Genomic DNA, 25119 nt, shown 5'->3' on the forward strand with positions numbered 1-25119 from the left:
GGCCTGTCTTTGTCCCAGTATATGAAGGGAATGGTACAAGTAGGATACAAAAAGAAGAAGGAAGATTCAGAATAAATGTAGCAATTATTTTTGTATTACCGTAATATTTACTGTAATACCGTAATTTCTTTTTGAGCAGGAGGTGACTTTTTGGAGCACGTTTACAAAAAAATACGAGCACTTCGTATCCATCAGGAGCTTACCTTAAAAGATTTAAGTGAGAAATCAGGATTCTCCGTCAGCTTCTTATCACAAGTAGAGCGCGGCAACAGCTCGCTCGCGATTACTTCCCTGCAAAAAATTGCGGAATGTCTGGGTGTCCCCATTACGTACTTCTTTGAAGTAGAAAAAGATATCTCGTACCACACGCCCATTGCAAAGCGTAAAACGTTGCAGATTGAAGGGTCACCGGTAAAGTACGTTCGAATCGGTGGGAATTTCCCCGACAGGGCACTTGAGCCCCTCCTCAACGTGTTGCCACCCGGACAGACGAAGCATGTCGCCTTTCAGCATCCCGGTGAAGAGTTTTACTACGTCGTAAAAGGATGTGTCACCATCGTCGTCGACGAAACCGAATACCATCTCGAGCAAGGAGACACGATCCACTTCCCTTCCTCTCTCCTACATACGTGGTACAATCCTTCCATTGTTGAAGAAGCCGAGATCCTGTCCGTTTTGACGCCTGTCATTTTTAGAACCTAACGCAACGTGTCTCATCCGCATGTCTACCAATAAAAAAGGGTGATCTGGATGCAAGAAAGACTGGAAAAGCTACACGCGTATATGGAAAGCAGGAAACTGGACGCATTGCTGATTACGCATCCCAAAAACGTGTACTATTTTACCGGATTTTTGACAGAGCCACATGAACGTTTTATGGGCCTCGTCTTGGTGAGAGGCGAGTCCCCCTTCCTCTTCGTTCCACTGCTGGACGCTGACAAAGCACGGGAGGCTTGTCCCGCCATTATGATTTACACGCATGACGATTCGCAGGATGCGCTAACCGTGCTGGGGCATTTGCTTCCGTCTTCCCTCTCTCAAATTGGTGTAGAGAAGAACCATTTGACAGCAAAAACATACGAGGCACTCGTATCGACCGTGCACGCTACAGAAGCAATGGATGTCGGTGACTTGCTATGCAGTATACGTGTGGCCAAGGATGCGTCTGAAATCGCTACGATCAAGCGAGCTATTTGGGTTATGGAGGAATCCCTACGCCGTACGCTCCCTCTGATATCCGTAGGGATGACGGAACTGGACGTCGTAGCAGAGCTGGAATACCAGATGAAGAAGCTAAAAGCCCAAGGTCCTTCCTTTTCAACGATTGTACTGGCTGGAGAAAAAGCAGCACTGCCCCATGGTGATCCAGGGGAACGTGCGATTCAGGCAGGAGAAGTTTTGTTGATTGACGCTGGCGTGTATGTCGATGGGTACGTATCGGACCTGACTCGTACTTTTGCTGTCGGTCAACTGGGTGCAGAATTGCTGGACATGTACGATACGGTCTTACAAGCGAATCTGGCGGGGATACAGGCCGTTCGACCAGGTGCTCCGATCGCAGATGTCGATCTAGCTGCACGGGCTGTCATTGGGGACCGGGGCTATGGAGAATTTTTTATCAATCGTGTCGGGCACGGGATCGGACTGGAGCTCCATGAAGCGCCTTACGTTCACAGCCAAGCAGTAGGAGAGCTCATCCCAGACATGGTTTTCACGATTGAACCGGGCATTTATAACACGAGGATCGGTGGCATCCGCATTGAAGACAATGTGCTCGTCACGAAGGAAGGCGTAGAAGTATTGACATCCTTTCCCAAAGAGCTGCAAATTATCGGATAAATGATAAAAGCAAAGGCTGGTGTCGTTTCTTTGAAAGTACTGGAAACAGATCGTCTCATCCTCCGCTGGCAAACTGCCGAAGACGCTGATTTTGTCTTGAAACTGATGAATGAACCTTCTTGGATTCGTTTTATTGGCGATCGTGGTCTTCATTCGACGGAAGACGCCCGCAACTATATTTTGAATGGCGCTGTCGCAATGTACGAGAGTCTTGGCTTTGGTCTGTATTTGACAGAACGAAAGGAAGGAAATATTCCCATCGGTTTATGTGGATTGATCAAGAGAGATTCGTTGGAGGATGTCGATATCGGCTTTGCCTTTCTGCCCGCATACTGGGGGAAAGGCTACGCCTATGAGGCAGCTTCTGCCGTTCTTGCCCACGGAAAAGAAGTTTTCGGCTTAAAGCGCATCGTAGCAATTACCAACCCCGATAATGCATCTTCTGCCAAGCTTCTAAAGAAAATCGGTCTGCAAGAAAAAGGGATGATCACCCTTCCCAATGATGCGAAGGAGGTCATGTTTTTTGCCATTGAATTCTAGGCTATGCTGTCCAAGTGAGTCGTAGAATTGGTGAAATGGATCAGACGTCCGTATTCGTTATACTCCAACAAGTGGATACCAGTGTCGCCTGTGGCAAAGTAAATGTCGTGCAAGACAGGCAGCTGCAAGAAGCTTTCGATGATTCTGGAGATCATGCCGCCGTGGGAAACAATCGCAATTCTTTTATAGGAAGTGCTGAGATGTCTGATTGCGGAATAGATTTGCTCCCCGCGTGCGCGGAATTCGATCTTGCTCTCGCCATCTCCGCCCAACTTTTCGTGCGGCAAGATTCCCCAAGGAAACGCGACTTCCTCTAAGGGCTTGCCTGCCAGGTCTCCATTATTGTGCTCTTGCAGCTCGGGTATGTACTGAACGGGACAACCTACTGTGTCAGCCAAAATAGAAGCGGTCTCACTGGCTCGCTTGAGTGTGCTCGCCCAAATAAAATCTGGAGGAAACTGCTCCAAAACGCGCGCTGCCATGCGCCGTGCCTGTTCACGCCCTTCTTCTGTCAAAGGAAAATCTGCCTTGCCTTCATGCACATTCAAAATATCTGCTTCGGATTGTCCATGGCGAATCAACAAAATTTGCATCGGATTGCCTCCTCATTAGGGATAAAGAGGGCCTCACCGTGATCGGGAGGCCCTGTCATTCCTTTTTCAATTAAGACTGAACGGATTTCAAACCAAGAGAACTCTCGTGGAACTTGATATTCGAGTACTTATCCATCGCGACACGCAGCTGGTATTCGCTCTCAAACAGCATAACCGGACGGCCATAACGGTCGGAAACGGTTCGGTTCTTTACAGCATCGAGGTCTGCTTTCTCCCCTTCGAGCCAGCGAGCGATTTGGTAAGGCATACGCGTCAGCATGATATCTACCCCGTACTCGGCTTTCAAGCGGTATTCCAGTACCTCGAACTGCAGAACACCTACCACGCCAAGAATCAGCTCTTCCATCGGATGGGTACGGAATAACTGCACCGTTCCTTCCTCGGTCAACTGCATGATCCCTTTTTGGAATTGCTTGTGCTTCATCGCGTCCTTCACCATCACCTTAGAGAAAAACTCCGGCGAGAAGTGCGGCATTTCTTCGTACTCAAACGATTTTCCGACGCAGAGTGTATCGCCGATCTGGAAAATGCCCGGGTCAAAAAGACCGATGACATCTCCCGCGAACGATTCATCGACTATTTCGCGGTCCTGTGCCATAAACTGTACCGGCTGCGCCAATTTGACGTCTTTGCCAAGACGGACGTGCTTAACTGACATCCCCCGCTCAAACTTGCCGGAGCAAATACGCAAGAAAGCGATGCGATCTCGGTGAGCTGGGTTCATATTGGCTTGGATTTTAAAGATGAAGCCGGAGAACGCGTTCGTATACGGATCAATCAAGCCTTCTGTACTCTTCTTCGCAGAAGGTGCTGGCGCCATTTGCAGGAAGTTGTCCAGAAATGTTTGTACACCGAAGTTATTGATGGCACTACCGAAGAAAACAGGTGTCAGTTGCCCTTTGTTGATCAGTTCCGGATCGTATTCATCTCCCGCAACATCTAGGAGGGAGATTTCGTCCTGCAATTGCTGCCACAGCTCTTGACCAACACGATCACCGATTAGTGGATCTTCTGCTCCCTCTACAGGGAAAAAGGAAATATCCTCGTGCTGTGTATTGCTTTGATACAGCTCGACACGAGACTTCATGCGGTCAAATACACCGCTGAAATAGCTGCCCATCCCAATCGGCCAGTTCATCGGATAAGAACGAATACCCAGTACGCGCTCAATTTCTTCCAAGAGCTCGAATGGATCTTTACCGTGACGGTCCAGCTTGTTCACGAACGTAAAGATTGGAATACCCCGCATCCGACAGACCTTGAACAGCTTGATCGTCTGTGCCTCTACCCCTTTTGCTACGTCGATAATCATCACAGCAGCGTCAGCAGCCGTCAGTGTACGGTACGTATCTTCACTGAAGTCTTGGTGACCAGGTGTATCCAAAATGTTGATGTGGTGTCCGTTGTATTCGAAATCCATCGCACTGGACGTAACGGAGATTCCACGCTTTTTCTCGATCTCCATCCAGTCGGAGGTGGCATGCTTGGAATTTTTGCGCCCTTTGACCATCCCTGCTTCACGGATCGCTCCGCCGTAGTAGAGCAGCTTTTCCGTCATTGTTGTTTTACCCGCATCCGGGTGGGAGATGATGGCGAAGGTACGGCGTTTTGCTATCTCATTTTCCCATTGGGGATTGGATTGACTCATCTTCATTCTCCTGTCATCGCAAATAAGTAACACATTCGTTTCCTCTACGATTATACCGACAAATGCTTGCCGCATCCACCTAGTAATTTTTCTTGTACTATCGGTAAAATTAATTCATTCAAGGATGATCGTATAAGCGCAACTAAGGCCTCGCAAAAGGCTTTGCGTAGCCAAGTTTCCTAAGAAACGTTATAATATTCAGTAGTAAAAATTTTTTGACTGCATGACTTACATACTGATTACCAGAATATAACAAACCTACAGGAGGAACCCTATGTCAACGACTGTGGAAACACGTGCGGCCGAATTCCGTGACTATGTGAAGAAAATAACCAGCTACACGCAAGCCCTGAACGTTCTTTATTGGGACAAAGCTACACAAGCGCCTCGCAATGGAATGGATGCCCGTTCTGAAATCATCGGGACTTTGGCTGGCGAGCAATTCAAGCTGTCGACGTCTAAAGAAATGGAAGCGCTTTTGACGGAGCTGAGTGAGCCATCTGTCCTCGAAGCATTGGATGAAGTTACCCGTCACAGTGTGCTGGAATGCAAAAAGGAATTTGACCGCAACAAGAAAATTCCTGCTGACAGGCATCAAGAGTACGTTGTACTGACCGCCAAGGCAGAAACGGTGTGGGAAGAAGCTCGTGCCAACAACGACTTTTCCATGTTCCAGCCGTACCTCGAGAAAATCGTGAACTTCCAGCTCGAGTTCATTGAATATTGGGGTCATGACGGCAAAAACAAATACAACACTCTCTTGGACATGTATGAGCCTGGCATGACTGTTGACCAGCTCGATCCAATCTTCGCCACCTTGCGCGAGAAAACCGTCAAGCTGGTAAAAGCAATCGCCGACTCTCCGTACAAGCCAGACACATCCTTTTTGACGAAAAACTTCCCTGTGGCAGACCAGGAAGCTTTCAGCCGTTATATCCTCGAGAAAATCGGGTACGACTTCAAGTCTGGCCGCATGGATCGCAGTGCGCATCCGTTCTGCACCACCTTCAACCCTGGAGATGTCCGCATTACGACGCGCTACGCTGAAAATGATTTCAATTCTGCGCTCTTCAGTTGCATTCACGAGGCTGGCCACGCGATGTACGAGCAGAACATCAATCCTGACCTGTTGTTCACTCCTCTGTGCGATGGTACCTCCATGGGGATTCACGAGTCTCAATCCCGCTACTGGGAAAACATGGTTGGACGCAGTCTGCCTTTCTGGAATCACTTTTTCGCTGACTTGCAAAAAGCATTCCCTACCCAATTCGAAGGTGTGTCTGTAGAAGACCTGCATCGTGCGGTTAACGCTGTTACTCCTTCCTTTATCCGTACGGAAGCAGATGAGTTGACGTACAACCTGCATGTCATGATCCGCTACGAAATCGAGAAAGGCTTGATCAATCAAACCATCGAAGTAGCTGATCTGCCAAAAATCTGGAACGAAAAAATGAAAGAATACCTGGGTGTCGAGCCACCGACAGATGCACTGGGTGTGCTTCAAGATGTACACTGGTCTGGCGGAATGATCGGTTACTTCCCTACTTACTCGCTGGGTAATGTGTATGCGGCACAATTCGTCCACGTTATGGAGAGTGAGATCAACGGTTACGAAGATCTGATCGCAAAAGGCGCTTTCGCTCCAATCCGTGAGTGGCTCAAGGAAAAAATCCATCAGTACGGTAAAATGAAAAGCCCTCGTGAACTCGTTCAAGCGATTACAGGCGAAGGTACAAATGCAACTTACTTGATGAATTACCTCGAGAAAAAATACACAGACGTATACAAGCTGTAAGCAGTTCTCCCCTTACTATCCAATGTTCTCCCTGCTCAGGGAGGACATTTTCATTTCCCACAGTTACCTTTTGTAACCTACGTACATAAAAGTGCATCCTTCCCCTCGCGGATAAATGCTAGTACACTGCACAATATACATGAGATTCCTATTGTCTCAAAAAAGGAGTGTTATCGATTGGCTATCGATCTAAAAGGAAAAACCGCAATCATTACAGGAGCAGGTAAAGGAATTGGTCGGGCTACTGCCATTGCTTTGGCAAAAGAAGGCGTAAATCTCGGCCTCTTGGCTCGTTCTGAGGAAAATTTGAAGCAAGTAGCCAAGGAAGTAGAAGCATACGGCGTGAAGGTCGCGATTGCGACAGCAGACGTTTCCAACTATGATGATGTCACGACTGCTGTTACCTCTATCAAAAATGAACTGGGGCAAATTGATATCCTGCTCAACAATGCAGGCGTCGCTAAATTCGGTAAATTCCTGGAGCTTGAAACGAGCGAATGGGAACAAATCATCCAAGTCAACCTGATGGGCGTGTACTACGTGACTCGCGCTGTACTTCCTGGCATGATTGACCAAAACTCCGGTGACATTATCAACATCTCGTCCACTGCTGGACAAAAAGGAGCTCCTGTCACCAGCGCCTATAGTGCATCCAAGTTTGGTGTTCTTGGCCTGACTGAATCGTTAGCTCTCGAAGTGCGCAAACACAACATTCGCGTAACGGCGCTTACGCCTAGCACAGTAGCAACCGATATGGCCATTGAATTGGGTCTGACCGACGGAAATCCTGAAAAGACCATGCAGCCTGAGGATATTGCTGAGTTCGTGGTTAGCCAGCTGAAGCTGAACAAACGCATCTTTGTGAAATCCGCTGGACTGTGGTCCACCAATCCATAGAAATGACATGGCAAAAAAGCGAAAAGGGTCCGTTCGTACAGGCGGATTTCTTTTCGCTTTTTCTTTTCCGAAGCCCGGTGAAATCGCTTCAATTTTGTTCACGTTCTATCCACGATTTCTTCACGCCTTATTCACACCTGCCCAACCAAAAATACCCTCAACAGGAGTATGATGAACATGTAAAACATTTTCCACAAAGTGGAGGGTATCCTTATGATACAAGTGCTGTCGAATTGGTTGTGGGGGAATGAAGAACAAGAAGTCGTTCCATTCGAGACGAAAAGATACGTCCGAAATGAAATGGAGCAATTCACGTTCAATGATCCACAGCAAATGCTGCCGTATCCGCATCCCCAGCTCTAAGTTCCGTTACTTGATCCAATATAGCCTGAAGCTGCCGAATCTGGCAGCTTTTTTTGCTCCTTTCTGAAAGCGTTCACTGATGTGCTACAATGTGGTAAACAGGAGGGGTTCGCTTTGGTCGAGTTCACAGATAAATGGTTGCCCACGTACATTCGCCGCGATTTGGCAGTCTTATTTTGCGGTATCAATCCAGGACGTATTTCGGCTACGACGGGTTTCCACTACGCCAATCCAGCCAACCTGTTTTGGCGTGGATTGTACGAAGGTGGCCTGACTCCTCACAAGCTATTGCCCGAGGAAACCGCTACCCTCTTAGACTACCACTATGGTATTACCGATCTGGTATCACGCCCTACCCGCTCCGCAACAGACCTGCGCAACGAGGATTACGCCACTGGGGCAGAGCTGTTCGTCCAAATGATCCAGACTTACCGACCTCGTGTTATTTGTTTTAACGGCATTACTGCTTTTCGTCACGCGACTGGCCAAAAGAAAGAGGCAATTTCACTGGGACTGCAACCAATCAGGTACTTTGGAACAGAAGAATGGTCTGGCAGCTATGTGTTTGTCGTCCCGTCTACCAGTGGGGCAAACGCATCTTTTACACGTGAGGAACGCATCGCCAAGTTTACAGAGCTGAGTCATTTTTTACGCAAGATGAATTGGCACCCTCTACCCTCGCCTGCTAAGTAGGGCCTTTCGTGTCAACCACATCTCTTCTTCCGTACAATACTTGTAGCTCTATACGCAGGGAGGGGCATCAGCAGTGGACGACCTCATCAAAAAAATCCAGAACAAATACGACATGACTGTTTTGCAACACAAAACCATTCGAGATACACCCAAGTCACTCGTCATTTACTTGGAAACAACCAATGGCAAATTCATCGCAAAAGCTTTGCCTCTGGAAAAGGAACGTTTACATTTCATCCTGCATGCAGAAGCGCATTTGCGTAAAAACGGCGTACACATCCCTGACATTCAACGCACCAAAAATAATAAGCGCTACATCACACATAAAGAAAAGCCTTTCGTTCTCCACCAACGGCTATCCTGGCCAAATATTGCGTATACTTCCCCTCTTCGAATGGAACGCATCGGCACGGTATTAGGCAAAATTCATGCGAGATCGCTCGGTTTTTCCTCCAAGTACGGCAAACTTTACAATGGCGCAGAGAAATGGTCCGTGGAGTACAAAACAGATTTAGCCGCCCTTGAGAAGTGGGAGCTTCGACACACCGGGAAAAATGATCGTAAATACGCCACTATCGCGGAATACCTTCCTTTTTTTAAACAAGCAGGAGTGAGTGCCAAGGAACATTTACTCTCCTCTTCATACTTCTCGACATGGAAAAGGGAACCATTGACCAAACACTTCCTCTGTCACGGAGATTTTAACAATGGGAATTTGCTCGTCAGTAATCAAAGAATTGCGATCATTGACTGGGAGGACGTTCGCTACGATTTCCCGTCCAAAGACATTGCGCGTGTTCTCTCCCTTGCTATGCGAAAAAATGAGCATTGGAACGAGGAATTGTTCTCTCATTTATTGCGTGGCTATCTCCGAGAAAATCCCCTCTCGATTAGGCAACTGCATCTACTCTTTGTCGATCTCGCTTTCCCGCATATCATTGAACGTTTTTTACGCAAAAAGCAGTATGACCAGATGAACCTTGCTGAGATTCAACAGTTTTGCAATCGAGAAGCTCTCAAAACCGCGTTTATGCTAGACGAAATGAAGGCCCATGTGTATTAGACGCAAGGCTATAGCCTGTCTATACACATAGGCCTTCCCTATTTAACTGGCGCAAACCGTTACGTCTGAGCCATCCTCACCAAAGAGCTTTGTTGGCGGGTATATTGAATGAGCTCTGCCGCCATCTCGTAATAATTGAAGGGTGTAATCAGATAGATGCCATTGAAGTAACGCACAGCCGTGTCGACCAATTCCTTCGCGATTGCGATTCCTTCCTGTCGAGCTGCCTCTCCCTGTACCTTTTTCATCCGTTCCAGAGCTTCTGTCGACAGCTTGATTCCCGGCACTTCATTATGCAGGAACTCCGCATTGCGCGAGCTGGTCAGCGGCATGATCCCGATAAAGACAGGAATGCCGATATGCTTCGTCGCCTCGTATACATTCCGAATGGACTCTGCATCGTACACAGGTTGCGTCATAATGTAATCAGCGCCTGCCTCGACCTTCTTTTCCAAGCGGGCAACCGCAGCATCCATATTTCGGACATTCGGATTAAAGGCTGCACCCACAATGAACTGGGCTTTCTGCTTTAACGGACGTCCTGAAAACGAAACACCTTCGTTCAACTGCTTCACCATACGAATCAAATCAAACGAGGTCACATCAAATACAGAGCTGGCACCTGGCAAGTCACCAAAGCGCGATGGATCGCCCGTAATCACCAATATTTGATCGATTCCCAAAGCGTGCAGCCCCATTAAGTGCGATTGCTGCCCAATCAGATTGCGGTCTCGGCAAGCAATGTGCAAGAGCGGATCGATTCCATGTCTGCTCTTCATAAGTGCCCCGAGAGCCATGTTGCTCATCCGCACTGTCGCCAACGAGTTATCCGCCAACGTAATAGCGTCTGCTCCTGCTTTGTGCAACTCACAGCATCCGTGGAGAAACTGGTCTGCATCCAGATCACGTGGCGGATCAAACTCGACAATGATCGTCGTTGCTGTTTTTACGCGCTCGACAATGCTTGGCTTCTCCCTCTCCCTCGTGTTCTGCACAGTAATCGAAGGTCGATCTCCAGCAACGATGGTCGGGTTCACACGCGCTTGCGGCTCAAGCGACTCAAGTGCATCCGCAATCGCCTTCACATGTGCAGGTGTAGTTCCGCAGCATCCGCCAATCAACCGAACCCCCTGCTCACGCAACCGAAGCGCACTCTGTCCAAAATATTCAGGTGATGATTTAAAAGCGTATTCTCCGTCAGTCATTCCCAGACGCCCTGCATTCGGGAATACGGATAAAAGTGCATCTTCTGGAATCATTGTATTTTCAAACGAGCGTAAGAGTTCAGCGGGACCAAGGCGACAGTTTAGTCCGATCACGTCAGCGCCTGCGGCTTTCAGCTCGGAAAAAGCATCTGTCAAAGCGTACCCATCACGTGTGCGTCCTACTTCCAAAGTGGCTAACTGCGCGATTACAGGTACATCTGTGAGCGGGCGAATTACCTCGATTGCCAGAAGCAGCTCCTCCAGGTCCACGAACGTCTCCAGAATCAGTCCATCTACGCCAGCATGCAACAGAGCAATCGCTTGCTCCTCATACTGATCACGGTATTCGTCCAAAACCTTTTTCTTCACCCGTCCAGCCAAAATCGATCCGATGCTCCCAGCCACATAAGCATCATCCTGTGCGGCTTCCCGTGCTATGGCGACTGCAAGCCGGTTAATCCGCGCTACCTTATGCTCCAGACCGTAACGGCTTAATGCATCTCGGTTGGCAGAATACGTATTTGTCTCCAGGAAACGTGCACCAGCCTGATAGTAAGACGTATGAACTTCATGCACCAAACGTGGGTTGGACAAACACAGCTCCTCAAAGCTGACGCCAACGGGGACGCCCACCCCGTGCAGCTGGGTCGCCATCGCACCGTCTCCGACTAGCAAGTGGTCTTTCAAATAGGCTCGTAAATCTTTCTTTCTCGTCGTCAACTCAATCCCTTCTCTCCCATTTTCATTTATTTTTAAACTTCAAAAATGGATGGACCTGCGTTGAAATAACGTGCTTCAGGGTGAGCAAATACCATTGCTGATACGGAAGCTTCTGGCTCCATCATGAAGCCCTCTGTCAGCTGAACGCCGATATCCTCTGGACGCAGTAGACGGAACAACTGTGCCTGATCCTCTAAGTTCGGGCAAGCAGGATAACCGAAGGAGACACGAATACCCTGATATCTAGCACCGAAGCGCTCCAGCATCGTCATCTCAACTGGGTCCGGGATGCCCCACACGTCGCGCATGACGTGGTGAATTCGCTCAGCAAATGCCTCTGCCAGCTCCAATGCCAAGGCTTGGAGGACATGAGAGCGCAAGTAGTCGCCACGCTCTTTTAGCTCTGTAGATTTTTCGCGAATCCCTCCCCCAGCCGTTACCGTCAGGAATCCGACATAATCCATTTCCTTGCTCTCCACTGGTCGCAAAAAGTCGGACAGGCAAAGATGAGGTTCTTCCGGCTGACGCGGGAACGTAAAGCGCTCTAGTAGCTTGCTGTGGTCTTTTGGATCATAGACCAAAATATCATTGCCATCTGACTGTGCCGGGAAGAACTGATACACACCGTGTGTCGTAATGGTTCCTTTTTGCTTCGCTTCATTTAATAGCTCTTCCACAATGCCGTACAGTTCCAGTACCTTCTCGTCGCCTTCCTCTATCAATCTATCTACATTTCCGCGAACACCGAGGTGTTTTCCGAGAAGCATCCGCAGGTTCAAATACGGTTGCAGATGGCTGAGCGGGTATTGTCGCAGGACATGCCGTTCACAATCTGGCGGCAGATGGATCGGAACGATTCTGCTGATCGCTGAGCGAGCTGGCAAAGTTGCTTTTTTCTCCTCGACAACAGGCTGAGCCGTTGCGACTGCTTCCAGTAGATGCTGCTGTTCCTCTACCAAACGATCACGTTCATCCGGATTTTGCAGACGATTCACGAGATCCAGACCATCCATGGCATCTTTTGCATATAAAACAATTCCGCGGTATTCCGGTGCGATCCGGTTCGATGTGAACTTGCGCGTCAACGCCGCGCCGCCAACCATCATCGGAATATCAATGCCTGCATCACGCAGGTCTTGTGCAGTAATGACCATTTGCTGCGCGGATTTGACCAAGAGTCCAGACAGACCGATGGCATCCGGCTTTTCTTCTCTGCATGCGACAATCAGTTGCTCTGGCGGTACCTTGATCCCCAGATTCACGACATTGTAGCCGTTGTTTGACAAAATAATTTCCACGAGGTTTTTTCCGATGTCGTGTACATCGCCCTTGACTGTCGCCAACAAGATTTTCCCCTTGGCAGCGGCATCGCTTTTTTCCATGAACGGCTCTAAAAACGATACGGATGCCTTCATGACTTCCGCACTTTGCAATACTTCTGCCACGATAAGCTGGTTGCCGTTGAACAGGCGACCGACCTCTTCCATCCCAGCCATCAACGGACCGTTGATGATCTCGAGCGGTGTGTATTTATCCAGAGCCAGCTTCAAGTCTTCCACCAGACCATCCTTAGAGCCTTCGACTACATAACGGGCCAAGCGTTCTTCGAGTGTTAACGAGGAGACCTCCACACTGACTTCCTTTTTCTTTTGGCGATAAAATTCGGTGAAGGCTGCCAATGTCTCATCATTCGTCTCGAACAGCAGGGCTTCTGCCAGCTTTCTCTCGTCTTCTGGTATCGAAGCGTAGCGCTCCAGCTTTTCCGTGTTGACGATGGCGTAATCAAGCCCTGCGAGAGTGGTGTGGTATAAGAAGACCGCATTCAGCACTTCCCTGCCCGCAGGAGGCAAGCCGAAGGAAACGTTACTGACACCCAGGATCGTCTTGCAAGCAGGCATTGCCTGTTTGATCAAACGAATTCCTTCTACGGTTTCCTTTGCAGAGCCGATGTATTGTTCATCTCCTGTCCCTACTGGAAAGACGAGTGGATCGAAAATAATATCCTGTGGCTTTATTCCGTACTGGTTGACAAGAATGTCGTACGAGCGTTGCGCGACCTCCAGCTTCTTTTCGCGAGTGATCGCCATACCCGCTTCTTCAATCGTTCCAACGACAACGGAGGCACCGAACTTGTGAATAAGTGGAACCACTTCCTCAAATCGCTCCAAGCCGTCTTCTAAGTTAATCGAGTTGAGAATGGCCTTCCCTTGCGAATAGCGAAGTCCCAGCTCCATGACCTTGGCATCTGTCGAGTCGATCATGAGGGGGGCTTTTACTTTTTTTGCGATGAACTGTAGGAATTTTCCCATATCTTCGTATTCATCACGGTCGGGGTCAGCCAAGCATATATCGATGACGTGTGCGCCGCGTTTTACTTGGGCTCGGGCAATATCAGATGCTTCTTCATAGTGACCGGCTGCAATCATTTCACGAAATTTTTTGGAACCGATGACATTGGTCCTCTCCCCTACTAGCAAGGGACGATTGTCATCTTCGACGTAAACAACCTCGATCCCGGAGACCGCGCTCAGCGGTTCTACAGCTGCACTGCGTGGCTTGCAGTCTTGCAATGCTTCTGCCATCGCTTGAATATGGTCAGGCGTTGTTCCGCAGCAACCACCCGCGACATTTATCCAGCCCTGTTCAGCGAACGCCCGCATTTTCGAAGCAAGTCCCTGTGGCGTTTCATGGTAATGACCGTTCTCGTCTGGCAAGCCTGCGTTCGGATAACAGCTGACCGCACATTGGGCAATTCCTGATAGTGTCCGCAGATGATCACGCATGAACTCGGGTCCAGTCGCACAGTTCAGACCAATGGAGACTGGCTTTATATGTTCCAAGGAGATGTAAAACGCCTCGATGTTTTGGCCCGCCAGCGTTGTGCCCATCGGCTCAATCGTACCTGACAGCATCACGGGGAGTTCCTGTCCAAGCTCTTCAAAAGCTTTGCGAATCCCGATTCCGCCAGCCTTCACGTTCAACGTATCTTGCGAGGTTTCCAAAAGAAGAACATCGGAGCCGCCGAGAATCAAACCTTTTGCCTGACGATAATACGCCTCGATCAGTTCTTCGAAAGTGACACCGCCTGTCAACGAAAGGGTTTTGGTCGTAGGTCCCATTGCACCTGCTACAAAACGCGGCCACTCCTTTGTGGAATAGGCATCCACCGCTTCTCTGGCCAAGCGAGCTGCCGCTATATTGATCTCAAGGTCTTTTTCTGGCACATCGTACTCAGCCAAAACGATGGAAGCAGCACCAAACGTATTTGTCTCGACGATGTCTGCGCCCGCCTCTAAATATTTCTCGTGAATGGAACGGATCACATCTGGTCTGGTCAGGTTCAGGAGTTCATTACAGCCATCATAGGCTTCACCGCCGAAATCATCAGCAGTCAGGTTCGCTTGTTGAAGCATGGTGCCCATTGCACCGTCCAGAATCAGAATTTTCCGGGAAAGCTGTTCGCGAAAGGTTGGTTTCATTGACGTGCCCCTTTTCTCCCTTACATCGGCTTATTCTCCCTAATTGGGTGTAAAAAAAAATCCTCTTCTTTTGAAAGAAGAGGATTTGTCAGCAGATAAGAAAACGCCTGAGACATCCTCTTATCTTTCAAAGCACGTAGCTTTGCTGGAATTGGCACCGGATTTTTACCGGTTGCCGAGGCTTCATCAGGCCAGTCCCTCTGCCTCTCTGGATAAGAGTCGTACACTTGTCATTTAGTTGTTTTGCGAAATGTCTTGAATGTTTGCAAGTATCTTAACACCCCCTTTGTCTCCCCGTCAATTGTGAATTGTCTATTTTTTACGGAGCCTCTCCTCTTACGCGCCCATTTTTGCCTAAGCTGGGCATCCGCCCAGTCCAATATCGGCATTCGTGTATAGACTGGAGTATAACGGAAAGGAGGGGAAACAAAGATGAGTACATCATTCTGCGGAAACGGATTCTTCGGTGACTGCTTCGCAATCGTGCTCGTGCTGTTTATCCTGTTGGTAATTATTGGGTGCTCGTGTGACGACTGTTAGATAAGTGTTTAAAAAAAGGCTATCCCAAAAGCCATCAAGAATGGCTGCGGGATAGCCTTTTTTTCGTTTTAGTCGGCGATAAACTTGCCTGTCACGGCATCAAGGGTCATAAATTTAATCGCCCGCTCTTCGTCACTCCACGGCACATACGCCAGCTTTGGTTGAGCTAATTTTTGCCCATCCACATCTTTCATCAAATAAACCAGCTTTAGAGGCATGACGCGTAAATACTCTTCAACAGCCTTGTCTTTCGAAACGATCCTGTCGGATGCTGGAAGCTCCACCAACTCGTGCGTCATTCTGAAGTTATGAAACTTTGTCACTTTGCCAGAAGACGGATCAACTGTTACCGAATAAGCCGCTTTTTGCTCGCGATCCTGTACAGGAATGCCATCCTTGCTCATAAAATATCTGAATTCCCATTCGCCCGATGACACAGGATTCGCTTCGGCTGGCTGTATGACTTGTGCTAATTGCACCTCTTTTACGCCAGGATCGACGTATTTATGCAGAAAGGCGAGTGCAGCCTCTTCCGCTTGCTCGCGTTTGACTGTCACCGCTGTATCAGAACGCGGTGATCCCAGCCCGACGACACTGCCTGTTTCTGCAATGACTTCTACGCCGATATACTTGTCATTTTTATCATTCCAGACGTATTCCTTGCGCCCCTCGCGGATACTCTCACTCTCTCTATAGGTCGATTCATCTACCTGTATGCCAAATTCCGCTTGCAGCAGTGCTTTTGCCTCATCCTTGGAGCGAACCTTGACGTATTCCTTTAGAGATTCGATCGGATGTGCTTCCGTCGTATTCAACTGATCATAGGCAAGCCCATTATCTCCCGTTCCATACATAATCTTGCCACTGGTCGCGTCGATATGCCACTCCGTACCATCTTCACGTCCTCTTTGCATGAAGGAAACAGCTGGCGTGTATTCCAGAATAGGTTGCCACCTCTTCCCTTGCTTTGATTCTGGCCATATTCTCGGATTCTGCACGTATCGAAGCTTCATATGCTCACTCAGCTCTTTGATGGCTACCTCTTCTGACACAGCACTCGATACATCCGGGTACTGCGACGGCTCGAATGTTTCGGGCTCCTTGCTGAGATATCGGACGTGACCAGAGTCAGTTGTTGTTATGCTAATTTCATCAGACAACACTGGCAGTCCGTTGTAATATCGCAGGTACACCCCTGGATCGTTGGCATCCACTAACCGATAGTTTTCACTATCCGCCCCGAGCAGTTTGTTCAGGAACTGTCGCTCTTGCTGCAAGGCTTTTGCTCCCTCTGCCTCTTTCCCGCTCGCTGCTTCCTTTTCATCCCTATACAAAAGCCTGTACGATTCCAGTGCTTGACCATTTCCATAGATCACAAGAGAAACCTTATGCCCCTCGTTGTTCGTTTTCCCCAAGATGAATGACATGCCATCGTGGTTCTTTTCTTTATCCAAAAGAAGAAGGGACGGGTTCAAATCAGGCATGGCATCTGTAAGCTTGGTGAAAAAGGCTTGTTCATGCTTGTTCAATCGCCCGAAAAACGCGACTTGCTCCTGTTGGTCAATTCCAACTGACAATACGTCGAACGGAACGGGCTGGCCGTTTTCCATCCGTTGATAATTCACGCTCATCCATGGGCCTTTTACCATATACTCGTCAGTATATCTCTGAGTCTCGACGAGTTCATAGATCTTGCTTCCCTCTCCCAAGAAAGCTTGTAGAAATGCGTTTGCTACATTCTCCGCGGTCTTGGCTGATGGCAATTTCTCTTCCTTCTGTTCTCCTCGATCACCATCGATTGTAAAGCTCTCAATTTGTCCAGTCTGTATATCATAAGCAACCTTGGCACGAGCATTATCGCCTTCCAATAACGTTAGATCACTGATTCCATGGCTTGTACGATCCACTCTTATTGTCATCTTGCTCAAGGCTGAAATCGACTTTTTCAAGGGCAAAATTGCCTCTTCTGCCGATACCTTTACGTTGTTCTGCTTTGCCTCTGTATTCTTTTTATCCGTTGCAGTCGTTGCGACCGCACTCGCTAAATTTTTTCCACTCGGCATCTGTGGAAACCAACCTTGCTGGTGCATGCCCACAGCAGTTACCGCCAAGCAAGCAGCAAGTGATCCAGCCATAAATAATCGGTTTCGACTTTTGTGTTTATTCTGTGCAATTGCACCTCTGATCCGCAATTCCATCTCTTTTGTAAACCTCACTTCTTCTATCGATTTTTGACTCCCATTCCGTACTGCTTCGCGCATTTGCTTATCTACATCCATTCCAATCCCTCCTTTTCACACAATGCCTTAAAATGTTTTCGGGCCCGGGACAATTGGGTTCGTACAGCATCTTCTGAAACTTCCAACACATGCGCAATCTCTTTGATTGACAAATCTTCATAGTAATGAAGTACCATGACTTTTCGGTACAGTGGCGAGAGCTTCATCACCTGCTCCGCTACCTGTACCTTGCTCATTCGTCCGATGACAGCCGATTCAACATTTGCGGTGTCGACCTTTTCCGGGGGTGCTTCCTCTTTGGAGAGGTATGTAGAAAAAATCTGGCGAAAAGACCACGAACGCAAATATTTACGGGACTCGTTGATCGCGATTCGGTAAAGCCACGTTTTCACGCTACTCTGATGGCGGAACTGATCCAGACCCCGATACGCCTTCAGAAACACTTCCTGGGTAATGTCTTCCGCGATCCCCCGATCCTTGACGATCAAGTAGGCGAGCTGCACGATGTTGTCTCCGTACTCGCTCATAAGTCTCGTCAGCTTCTCCTCGTTGGTCAGTTGCAGCGTCCAGTCCACTTCGCTACTTTTGGCACTTGCATTCACGCGCTGTTCACCTCCTTGTTCCGTGTTGATATGTATTTGATCCAGCTGGCTTATTTTTGTGACAAGATTATCCAATGATTTTATCAATAAATCAGTTTGCCTTCTTCCACTACTGCACTCCGTTGCGTTGCTTTCATTGTCAGCGCACATTGCTTTTGCTATCATGAGGCTTATTGTAGAGCGAAAGGAACGAGATGACATGGCTGACTTACAAGCACGTGAAAAAGACAAATTTCTGTCCTGTTTGGAGACCATAAAAGAACTATCCAAATCAGAGTTTGAAACCTATTCCATCGTTAAGAATACCGAAACCGGGGAACATTATCTCCACTATTTTTTGTCCCATATTAACTTATCCGAGGGAGGTAGAAGAGACGATTACGATCACTTCCTGCCGATTGAATCCGACGATATTTTAGCGCTTATGTTTGGCGAACAGCCTTACCAGTTTCCGGAGAACTGGCGCTCCGCTTATTTGCGCAGTGGAAATGACAATCGATTGATCCCGTTCGATCCATCGGAAAATTACGATCTGGACGATGCCGCTGCTGCCGAGCTGGCCATGCTCGAAAAGCTGGAACAGTACAAAGAGCAAATGATGAACGCGGATAACCTCAGCGCGGAAGAAAGGGAGGAGCTGACCAAACAATATTTCGCGGAATTAGATAAGATTTTAAAAAAACCTTGATCGAGGCACCTTGCATCATGATGGTATAAACAGCTATAATTCTAGAGAAACAAATGAATCGTTGATGAGGATAGTACTCCTTGTGTGAGGACGAAAGCGAGTCGGGGACGGTGTGAGCCCGATGCCAAACCATGTGAGGAAGCGCCCCTCGGAGATGCCGCCTGAACATCCTACGCCAGCCATTATGGGCAACGGATCGTGTAGGGCTTTGCCGGGACTGCCCGTTACAGCAGGTTAAGCGGTTTTTTCCTTCCTATGTGATGGAAGGGAAAAACAACAAGAGTGGCACCGCGGGAGTATAACCTCTCGTCTCTTTTTCACAGGAGACGTAGAGGTTTTTTATTTGAAAGGGGAATTTTAGATGAGCTACAAACACCAAGTCGCTGAAAAGATTGCCGCTACGCTCGCCTCGATGGGCGTAGACACACTGACAAAAGAAGCCGTATACGGCATGCTGGAAACACCACCAAACCCTGCGATGGGTGATGTTGCCTTCCCATGCTTCCAATTGGCAAAAGCATTGCGCAAAGCTCCACCGATGATCGCTGCAGAGCTGGCTGGACAGCTCTCCGGTGCACCATTGCGCGAATCACAAGCAGTTGGTCCGTACGTGAACCTGTTCCTGGATCAAGAAAATGTGGCCGAGCAAGTTATCGGAACCATCCTTACTCAAGGCAGCACATACGGAAACAGCCATGTCGGTCAAGGACGCAAAGTACCAATCGACCTCTCCTCCCCGAATATCGCCAAGCCGTTTTCCATGGGTCACCTGCGCTCTACCGTTATCGGGAACGCGATTGCCAACATCATGGAAAAGCAAGGCTACGAGCCAGTGCGCATCAATCACTTGGGTGACTGGGGTACACAGTTCGGTAAACTGATCGTTGCGTATCGCCTCTGGGGTGACGAAACAAAGGTAAAAGCAGAACCGATCAAGGAGCTGCTCAGCCTCTATGTTCGTTTCCACGAAGAAGTCGAGAACGATTCTACCTTGGAAGATCAAGGCCGTGAGTGGTTCAAAAAACTCGAGGATGGCGACGAAGAAGCACAGCATTTGTGGAAATGGTTCCGTGATGAGTCCCTCAAGGAATTCATGAAGATCTACGACCTGATGAACGTAGCCTTCGACTCCACACACGGGGAAGCATTCTACAATGACAAAATGGATCGCGTTGTTACCTTGCTCGAGGAAAAAGGTCTCTTGACTGAATCCGATGGTGCAATGGTCGTGAACCTCGACGAATACAACATGCCACCATGCCTGATCAAAAAGTCAGACGGCGCTACCCTGTACGCAACGCGTGATTTGGCTGCTGCCCTCTTCCGCCACGAATCGTACGATTTTGCAAAAGCACTCTATGTCGTAGGAAACGAGCAACGTCTCCACTTTCAACAGCTCTATAAAGTGTTGGAAAAAATGGGCTATGCGTGGTCCGCAAATATGCACCACATCCCATTCGGCATGATGCTCAAGGACGGCAAGAAAATGTCCACGCGTAAAGGGAAAGTTGTTCTCTTGGAGGAAGTGTTGGCACAAGCTATTTCCGATGTCCAAAAAGTCATCGAAGAGAAAAACCCTACGCTGTCCAATAAAGAAGAAGTGGCTCGTCAAGTCGGGGTAGGCGCAGTTATTTTCCATGACTTGAAAAACTTCCGCTTAAATGATGTCAACTTCTCCTGGGAAGAGATGCTGACCTTCGAAGGGGAAACAGGACCATACGTGCAATACGCACACGCGCGTGCATGCTCGCTCTTGCGCAGAGGTGGCTACCAGCCAGCAACGACAGTGAACCTGGCTTCCGGCGCACTCGACAGCAAAGAGGCTTGGGCAGTGATAACCCTCTTGAACGCGTTCCCAGAGGTAATCGAACGTGCTGCTGATAACTTCGATCCGTCGCAAATCGGCAAGTATGTAATCGACCTGGCGCAAACGTTCAACAAATTCTATGCGAATGTACGCATCCTCGCTGAGGAAGAAGATGTGAAAGCATCCCGTCTCCAGCTCGTAGCAGCAGTCGTTGCTGTGTTGAAGGAAGGTCTGCGTCTCCTCGGTCTGGCTGCTCCAGAAGAAATGTAAGATAGAAGACGAAAAGCCAGTTGGCTTCCTCTTTTGGGGAAGCGCCGGCTTTTTTGATTGTCCTGTGTCATCATCATTCTTCTGTGAGATAATGGGACGATGGCAGATGAAAGAGGTGAGCAACGATGGGAAGAAGTGTACATTTCGGCAAAACGGATTTTACCTTGCGTCTCACTGGCTTGCATACGCTCTTAGCCTTGAAGAATACGATCACGCTCCCTTATCAATCGATCAAGCATGTCGAGGTAGGTACTTTTGTTCCGCCAAAATGGATGTGGCGCTTGCCAGGGACGTCGATTGGACCTTTGAACATTTATGAAGGAAGCTTTCAGTATCAAAATGAATGGTACTTCCTTTCTTTTGCCCAGACGGATTCGTTGCTGATCCTAGAAGTAGAGGGTCATGCCAAATATCAGCACGTCATTGTACAGCTGGAAAACCCAACAGAAGTAGCGGCTACCTTGCGAAAATACTTACGCGAACAAAAAGCCACCTAATAAGTGCTCAAGCTTCCATGGCAAAAAGCCCCGACATTTCAACGTTCGGGGCTTTTTCATTTGCACTTAAGAAGTTTACATCGTCAAATTTTCATAGATCACTGACATTCCCATACCACCTGCCATGCACAGCGTTACCATGCCATACTTCTCGCGTCTGCGCATCATTTCGTTCATCAACGTCACTGTCAGTTTGGCTCCAGTTGCTCCGACAGGGTGACCCAAGGCAATCGCGCCTCCATTGACATTCACCTTGCTCGTGTCCAGCTCCAAGCATTTGATCACAGACAAAGCCTGGGCGGCAAATGCCTCATTTAATTCGATGAGCCCAATGTCATCAAGAGACAAGCCTGCTTTCTCCAGTACTTTTTGCGTGGCGGGAACTGGTCCGATTCCCATCACGTCAGGTTCGACACCTGCGCTGGCAAAAGCCTTAATTTTCACGAGTGGAGTCAAACCCGCTTCCTCCGCCTTTTCACGGGACATCATCAATACAGCCGCTGCGCCGTCATTCATCGGACACGCATTTCCGGCAGTAATGGTTCCCTCTTTTTGAAAAACACTTTTCAGCTTGGCGAGCTCATCTAGCTTGATATCATGGCGAACGGATTCATCCTGCGCAAAAACACGGGTGCCTTTGCGAACCTTGATTTCAATCGGTACGATCTCATTGGCGAATAGGCCAGCTTCAATTGCTGCTGCTGCTCTTACGTGGCTCTCGTAGGCAAAACGATCCTGCTCCTCACGGGAAATACCGTACTGTACAGCCAGCCGTTCTGCGGTCATGCCCATATGCTCACCGGTCAGCGAGCAGATCAAGCCATCGGACAAGAGAGCGTCCTCCATGGACAAATGGCCAAATTTGCTGCCCCAGCGGTTCTTCACGAGGTAGGGAACACTGCTCATGGACTCCACTCCCCCCGCAATCACCACGTCCTCTTGACCTGCTGCTATGGCTAGCGCACCGTTGCCAATCGCTTTCAAGCCTGAACCACACGCTTTGATGACGATGTGACCATAGACATTGCGTGGAAATCCCGCCAGCTGCGAGCTGATACGTGCAGCATTGAGTCCTCCCCCATGTACGTACCCATTCCCAAAAATCACTTCATTGACTTGTTCCTTCGGCAAATCAACCTTATTCATCAAGCCTTCCAATACTTGCCGTCCCAGCTCTGTTGCTGGTACGTCACGCAGGCTTTTTCCGAATGCACCCACAGCACTGCGCACACCCGCGACAATGACTACGTCTCTCATACCCCAGCTCCCCTTCGTTTTTACGCTATTACAGTACACGGTTCAAAAATTCTCTCGTGCGCTCTTCTTTCGGGTTGTTGAAAATGTCTTGGGGTCTAGCCATTTCGATGATCTTGCCTTGATTCATAAACGCCACCCAATCGGCCACTTCCTTGGCAAACCCCATTTCGTGCGTCACGATAATCATCGTCATCCCTTCTTGTGCGAGCTGCTTCATGGTCTCCAGCACTTCCCCTACCAGCTCTGGGTCAAGCGCTGAGGTTGGCTCGTCGAAGAGCATGATCTCCGGTTTCATCGCCAGCGAACGAGCGATGGCCACGCGTTGCTTTTGTCCACCGGAGAGGCTGGACGGGTAGGCGTCTGCTTTTTCAGAAAGACCTACCTTTTGCAGCAATCGGAGTGCTTCCTGCTTCGTTTCTTCCTTGTCCGCTTTCTTAGCAATCAGCGGTGCCTCCATGACGTTTTCCAGAACCGTTTTATGTGGAAACAGATTGAAGTGCTGGAACACCATGCCTACCTTCTGTCGTACTTTGGTCAAGTCATCCTTCTTTGGGTCAATGCTTTTTCCTTCGATATAAATCTCTCCGCCGTCCTTGATCTCCAGAAAATTAATGCATCGAATCAATGTGCTTTTCCCCGATCCACTGGCACCGATCAAGACGACGACCTCACCCTTTCCGACTTGCAGGGTAACATCCTTGAGAACTTCCACTTTTCCGAAGCTTTTCTTCAAATTTTGCACGCGTATCATTTCTCTTTGCTTTTCCATCGTCTTTCCCCTCCGCTTTACGCCTCTCCTTTGGCCAGACGCTTCTCCATGATGTGGACCACATACGTAAACGCCATGACTACAACCAAGTAATAGAGCGCCACAATCAAAAAGTATGTCATTTCATCAAAGGTTTCCGCAGACAAGCGGCGGGCCAGTGAGAACAACTCATCCATGGCAATGAAAGCGGCCAGAGACGATTCCTTCAAAGACAATATAAACTGGTTGCCAAGCGGCGGGATCGATCGTTTCATCGCTTGCGGCAAAATGATCCGTCGCATGGTCTGACGAGCAGACATGCCCAAAGACAGCCCTGCCTCCATTTGTCCTTTATCAATCGACTGAATAGCGCCCCGGAAAATCTCTGCGATATAGGCTCCGCTGTGAATCGCCAGAGCGAGCGCTGCCGACCAAAATTGACCCAGGTCAATGATTTTGTAAAAGCCGAAATACAAGACGAAAATTTGCACGACCAGTGGCGTACCGCGAATAATCATGATATACGCATTGGCTACGAAACGCGCAACAGGAAGCTTGGATACCTTTAACAAAGCAACAAACAATCCGATAATCGAGCCTACGATAACAGAAGCGATCGTCAGCTGAAACGTCAACAACAATGGCTTCCAAAAAAACGGCAATGTTCGGAAAAACTCTTCTGTCAGATGGGCGAAACTGGGCACTTGATGCCACCCCTCACTCGTAATGGAATTTATCTGTCATACCAACTCACTATTCTGCTTTGCTGATGTCGCGATTAAAATACTTTTCGCTCAATTTGCCGTAGGTGCCATCTTCCATCATTTGCTTGAGCACTTCGTTGATCTTATTCAGCAATTCCGTATTTCCTTTGCGCACTGCGATTCCATGTTTCACTTCCGAGAGTGGCGACCCGCTTTTCTTGAGCTTCAAGCCTTGCCCCATGGCAATCTCCCCTACGACGCTATCAGTAATCACGACATCATGTTTTCCCTGCTCCAAGGCACGCAGAGCCGTTACATCGCTGTCATACGTTTTGATATTATCCGTATACTCCCTTGCCATCTTTTCGTGTGTAGTGCCGAGTGCAACTGCCACCTCTTTGCCTTTTAATCCTTCCAGCGTGCTAATCGTCCCATCCGGGCGAACGAACAATTGACCACCGGACAAGTAGTACGGGTCTGCGAAATCAACCTGCTGCTTCCGCTCTTCTGTAATCGCATGACTGGCAATCGCTGCATCGTAGCGCCCTTCCTTTACCCCTGCAATAATACCGGAAAAAGGCGACGTGACTGGCTTTGGCTCAAGCCCCAAGCGCTTGGCGATCTCATTGCCGATCTCGACATCAAATCCGGTCAATTGACCATCCTTGAAGTAGCTGAATGGCTGATATTCACCTGATGCCGCGTAAACAAATACGCCTGCCTCTTTTGTCATGGACGATGCATTTCCAGCAGTAGCCCCACCTGCTTGACCTCCCGCGCTATTAGTGGATGCGCCTTGGCTACATCCGCTTACCAGTAGTGACAACGAAAATACGACTCCTACGATCGTTTTGATTGTTTTTTTCATGTGTTTCATCCCCCTGCTTTTTATGTTCACGCTTACATTTCT

At 48.7% G+C, this 25119-nt stretch carries 22 protein-coding genes, 1 riboswitch and 1 other annotated feature; of the genes, 12 read left to right on the top strand and 10 right to left on the bottom strand.

From position 1 onward, the window contains the following. The first annotated feature begins 150 nt into the window (after nucleotides 1–150). From E8L90_RS11740 to E8L90_RS11750, 3 genes are read left to right on the top strand one after another with little or no spacing between them, the layout of a single operon-like run. Nucleotides 151–702, top strand: a complete 552-nt coding sequence (locus E8L90_RS11740; protein WP_137029559.1) for a helix-turn-helix domain-containing protein — start codon at nucleotides 151–153, stop codon at nucleotides 700–702. Nucleotides 703–750: 48 nt separating this feature from the next. After that, nucleotides 751–1839: a M24 family metallopeptidase gene (locus E8L90_RS11745; protein WP_137029560.1), complete on the top strand. Its 1089-nt coding sequence runs from the start codon at nucleotides 751–753 to the stop codon at nucleotides 1837–1839. Then, nucleotides 1840–2379: a GNAT family N-acetyltransferase gene (locus E8L90_RS11750; protein WP_137029561.1), complete on the top strand. Its 540-nt coding sequence runs from the start codon at nucleotides 1840–1842 to the stop codon at nucleotides 2377–2379. It abuts the gene before it with no gap. Here the strand turns inward: E8L90_RS11750 and E8L90_RS11755 are convergent. Continuing rightward, complete coding sequence (locus tag E8L90_RS11755) at nucleotides 2376–2972, bottom strand: histidine phosphatase family protein (protein ID WP_137029562.1); 597 nt, start codon at nucleotides 2970–2972, stop codon at nucleotides 2376–2378. The genes E8L90_RS11750 and E8L90_RS11755 overlap by 4 nt on opposite strands. A 70-nt stretch (nucleotides 2973–3042) precedes the next feature. Next, nucleotides 3043–4641, bottom strand: coding sequence for a peptide chain release factor 3 (locus tag E8L90_RS11760; protein ID WP_137029563.1), 1599 nt, complete (start codon nucleotides 4639–4641; stop codon nucleotides 3043–3045). 274 nt (nucleotides 4642–4915) lie between these two features. Between E8L90_RS11760 and E8L90_RS11765 the strand changes: the two genes are divergently transcribed. The 5 genes from E8L90_RS11765 to E8L90_RS11780 all read left to right on the top strand — a co-directional run bounded on the left by E8L90_RS11765 (nucleotide 4916) and on the right by E8L90_RS11780 (nucleotide 9452). Next, nucleotides 4916–6436 carry a carboxypeptidase M32 gene (locus E8L90_RS11765; RefSeq protein WP_137029564.1) on the top strand — a complete coding sequence of 507 codons (1521 nt, stop codon included), beginning with the start codon at nucleotides 4916–4918 and terminating at the stop codon, nucleotides 6434–6436. Between the two features lie 177 nt (nucleotides 6437–6613). Beyond that, complete coding sequence (locus E8L90_RS11770; protein WP_137029565.1) at nucleotides 6614–7333, top strand: 3-ketoacyl-ACP reductase; 720 nt, start codon at nucleotides 6614–6616, stop codon at nucleotides 7331–7333. A gap of 213 nt (nucleotides 7334–7546) precedes the next feature. Beyond that, nucleotides 7547–7696 (top strand): hypothetical protein, encoded by a 150-nt coding sequence (locus tag E8L90_RS30275; RefSeq protein WP_167497597.1) that lies wholly within the window; start codon nucleotides 7547–7549, stop codon nucleotides 7694–7696. 114 nt (nucleotides 7697–7810) lie between these two features. Next, a complete protein-coding gene (locus E8L90_RS11775; protein WP_137029566.1) occupies nucleotides 7811–8389 on the top strand; it encodes a mismatch-specific DNA-glycosylase in 579 nt (192 codons plus the stop codon). Nucleotides 8390–8462: 73 nt separating this feature from the next. After that, nucleotides 8463–9452: a phosphotransferase gene (locus tag E8L90_RS11780; protein ID WP_137029567.1), complete on the top strand. Its 990-nt coding sequence runs from the start codon at nucleotides 8463–8465 to the stop codon at nucleotides 9450–9452. 59 nt (nucleotides 9453–9511) lie between these two features. Here the strand turns inward: E8L90_RS11780 and E8L90_RS11785 are convergent, their stop codons facing one another. Together E8L90_RS11785 and metH are read right to left on the bottom strand one after the other, a co-directional pair. Continuing rightward, nucleotides 9512–11377, bottom strand: a complete 1866-nt coding sequence (locus tag E8L90_RS11785) for a bifunctional homocysteine S-methyltransferase/methylenetetrahydrofolate reductase (RefSeq protein ID WP_137029568.1) — start codon at nucleotides 11375–11377, stop codon at nucleotides 9512–9514. A 32-nt stretch (nucleotides 11378–11409) separates the two neighbouring features. Beyond that, entirely contained in the window at nucleotides 11410–14856 is a 3447-nt protein-coding gene (metH, locus tag E8L90_RS11790) for a methionine synthase (RefSeq protein ID WP_137029569.1), read from the bottom strand. Nucleotides 14857–14973: 117 nt separating this feature from the next. Then, nucleotides 14974–15075: riboswitch (SAM riboswitch) on the bottom strand. A 213-nt stretch (nucleotides 15076–15288) separates the two neighbouring features. Between metH and E8L90_RS11795 the strand changes: the two genes are divergently transcribed. Further along, the gene (locus E8L90_RS11795) at nucleotides 15289–15396 is read left to right on the top strand and encodes a YjcZ family sporulation protein (protein WP_007724452.1); all 108 of its coding nucleotides are present in this window, start codon (nucleotides 15289–15291) and stop codon (nucleotides 15394–15396) included. A 68-nt stretch (nucleotides 15397–15464) separates the two neighbouring features. On the opposite strand, the gene E8L90_RS11800 is transcribed toward E8L90_RS11795, so the two are convergent. Both E8L90_RS11800 and E8L90_RS11805 read right to left on the bottom strand, forming a co-directional pair. After that, nucleotides 15465–17675: a YcdB/YcdC domain-containing protein gene (locus E8L90_RS11800; protein ID WP_137029570.1), complete on the bottom strand. Its 2211-nt coding sequence runs from the start codon at nucleotides 17673–17675 to the stop codon at nucleotides 15465–15467. Next, nucleotides 17666–18238: a sigma-70 family RNA polymerase sigma factor gene (locus tag E8L90_RS11805; protein ID WP_137033399.1), complete on the bottom strand. Its 573-nt coding sequence runs from the start codon at nucleotides 18236–18238 to the stop codon at nucleotides 17666–17668. The genes E8L90_RS11800 and E8L90_RS11805 overlap by 10 nt, the downstream gene beginning before the upstream one ends. A 199-nt stretch (nucleotides 18239–18437) precedes the next feature. On the opposite strand from E8L90_RS11805, the gene E8L90_RS11810 reads away from it, so the two are divergent. The 3 genes from E8L90_RS11810 to E8L90_RS11825 all read left to right on the top strand — a co-directional run bounded on the left by E8L90_RS11810 (nucleotide 18438) and on the right by E8L90_RS11825 (nucleotide 21500). Further along, nucleotides 18438–18926: a hypothetical protein gene (locus E8L90_RS11810; protein WP_137033401.1), complete on the top strand. Its 489-nt coding sequence runs from the start codon at nucleotides 18438–18440 to the stop codon at nucleotides 18924–18926. Nucleotides 18927–18978: 52 nt separating this feature from the next. Further along, nucleotides 18979–19243 (top strand) — a binding site (T-box leader). Nucleotides 19244–19287: 44 nt separating this feature from the next. Next, the gene (gene argS / locus E8L90_RS11820; protein ID WP_137029571.1) at nucleotides 19288–21003 is read left to right on the top strand and encodes an arginine--tRNA ligase; all 1716 of its coding nucleotides are present in this window, start codon (nucleotides 19288–19290) and stop codon (nucleotides 21001–21003) included. Nucleotides 21004–21128: 125 nt separating this feature from the next. After that, entirely contained in the window at nucleotides 21129–21500 is a 372-nt protein-coding gene (locus E8L90_RS11825) for a hypothetical protein (protein ID WP_137029572.1), read from the top strand. A gap of 75 nt (nucleotides 21501–21575) precedes the next feature. Here E8L90_RS11825 and E8L90_RS11830 read toward each other — a convergent pair whose 3' ends face one another. Genes E8L90_RS11830 through E8L90_RS11845 form a run of 4 tightly spaced genes read right to left on the bottom strand, consistent with a single transcriptional unit; the run spans nucleotide 21576 to nucleotide 25077 of the window. Beyond that, complete coding sequence (locus E8L90_RS11830) at nucleotides 21576–22757, bottom strand: thiolase family protein (RefSeq protein WP_137029573.1); 1182 nt, start codon at nucleotides 22755–22757, stop codon at nucleotides 21576–21578. A gap of 28 nt (nucleotides 22758–22785) precedes the next feature. Further along, nucleotides 22786–23526, bottom strand: coding sequence for an amino acid ABC transporter ATP-binding protein (locus E8L90_RS11835; protein ID WP_137029574.1), 741 nt, complete (start codon nucleotides 23524–23526; stop codon nucleotides 22786–22788). 17 nt (nucleotides 23527–23543) lie between these two features. Next, on the bottom strand, nucleotides 23544–24209 hold the full coding sequence (locus E8L90_RS11840; protein WP_137029575.1) for an amino acid ABC transporter permease: 666 nt from the start codon (nucleotides 24207–24209) through the stop codon (nucleotides 23544–23546). A 49-nt stretch (nucleotides 24210–24258) separates the two neighbouring features. Further along, nucleotides 24259–25077: an ABC transporter substrate-binding protein gene (locus E8L90_RS11845; RefSeq protein WP_137029576.1), complete on the bottom strand. Its 819-nt coding sequence runs from the start codon at nucleotides 25075–25077 to the stop codon at nucleotides 24259–24261. Nucleotides 25078–25119 lie beyond the last annotated feature (42 nt).

Source organism: Brevibacillus antibioticus (assembly GCF_005217615.1).
Lineage (GTDB): Bacteria > Bacillota > Bacilli > Brevibacillales > Brevibacillaceae > Brevibacillus > Brevibacillus antibioticus.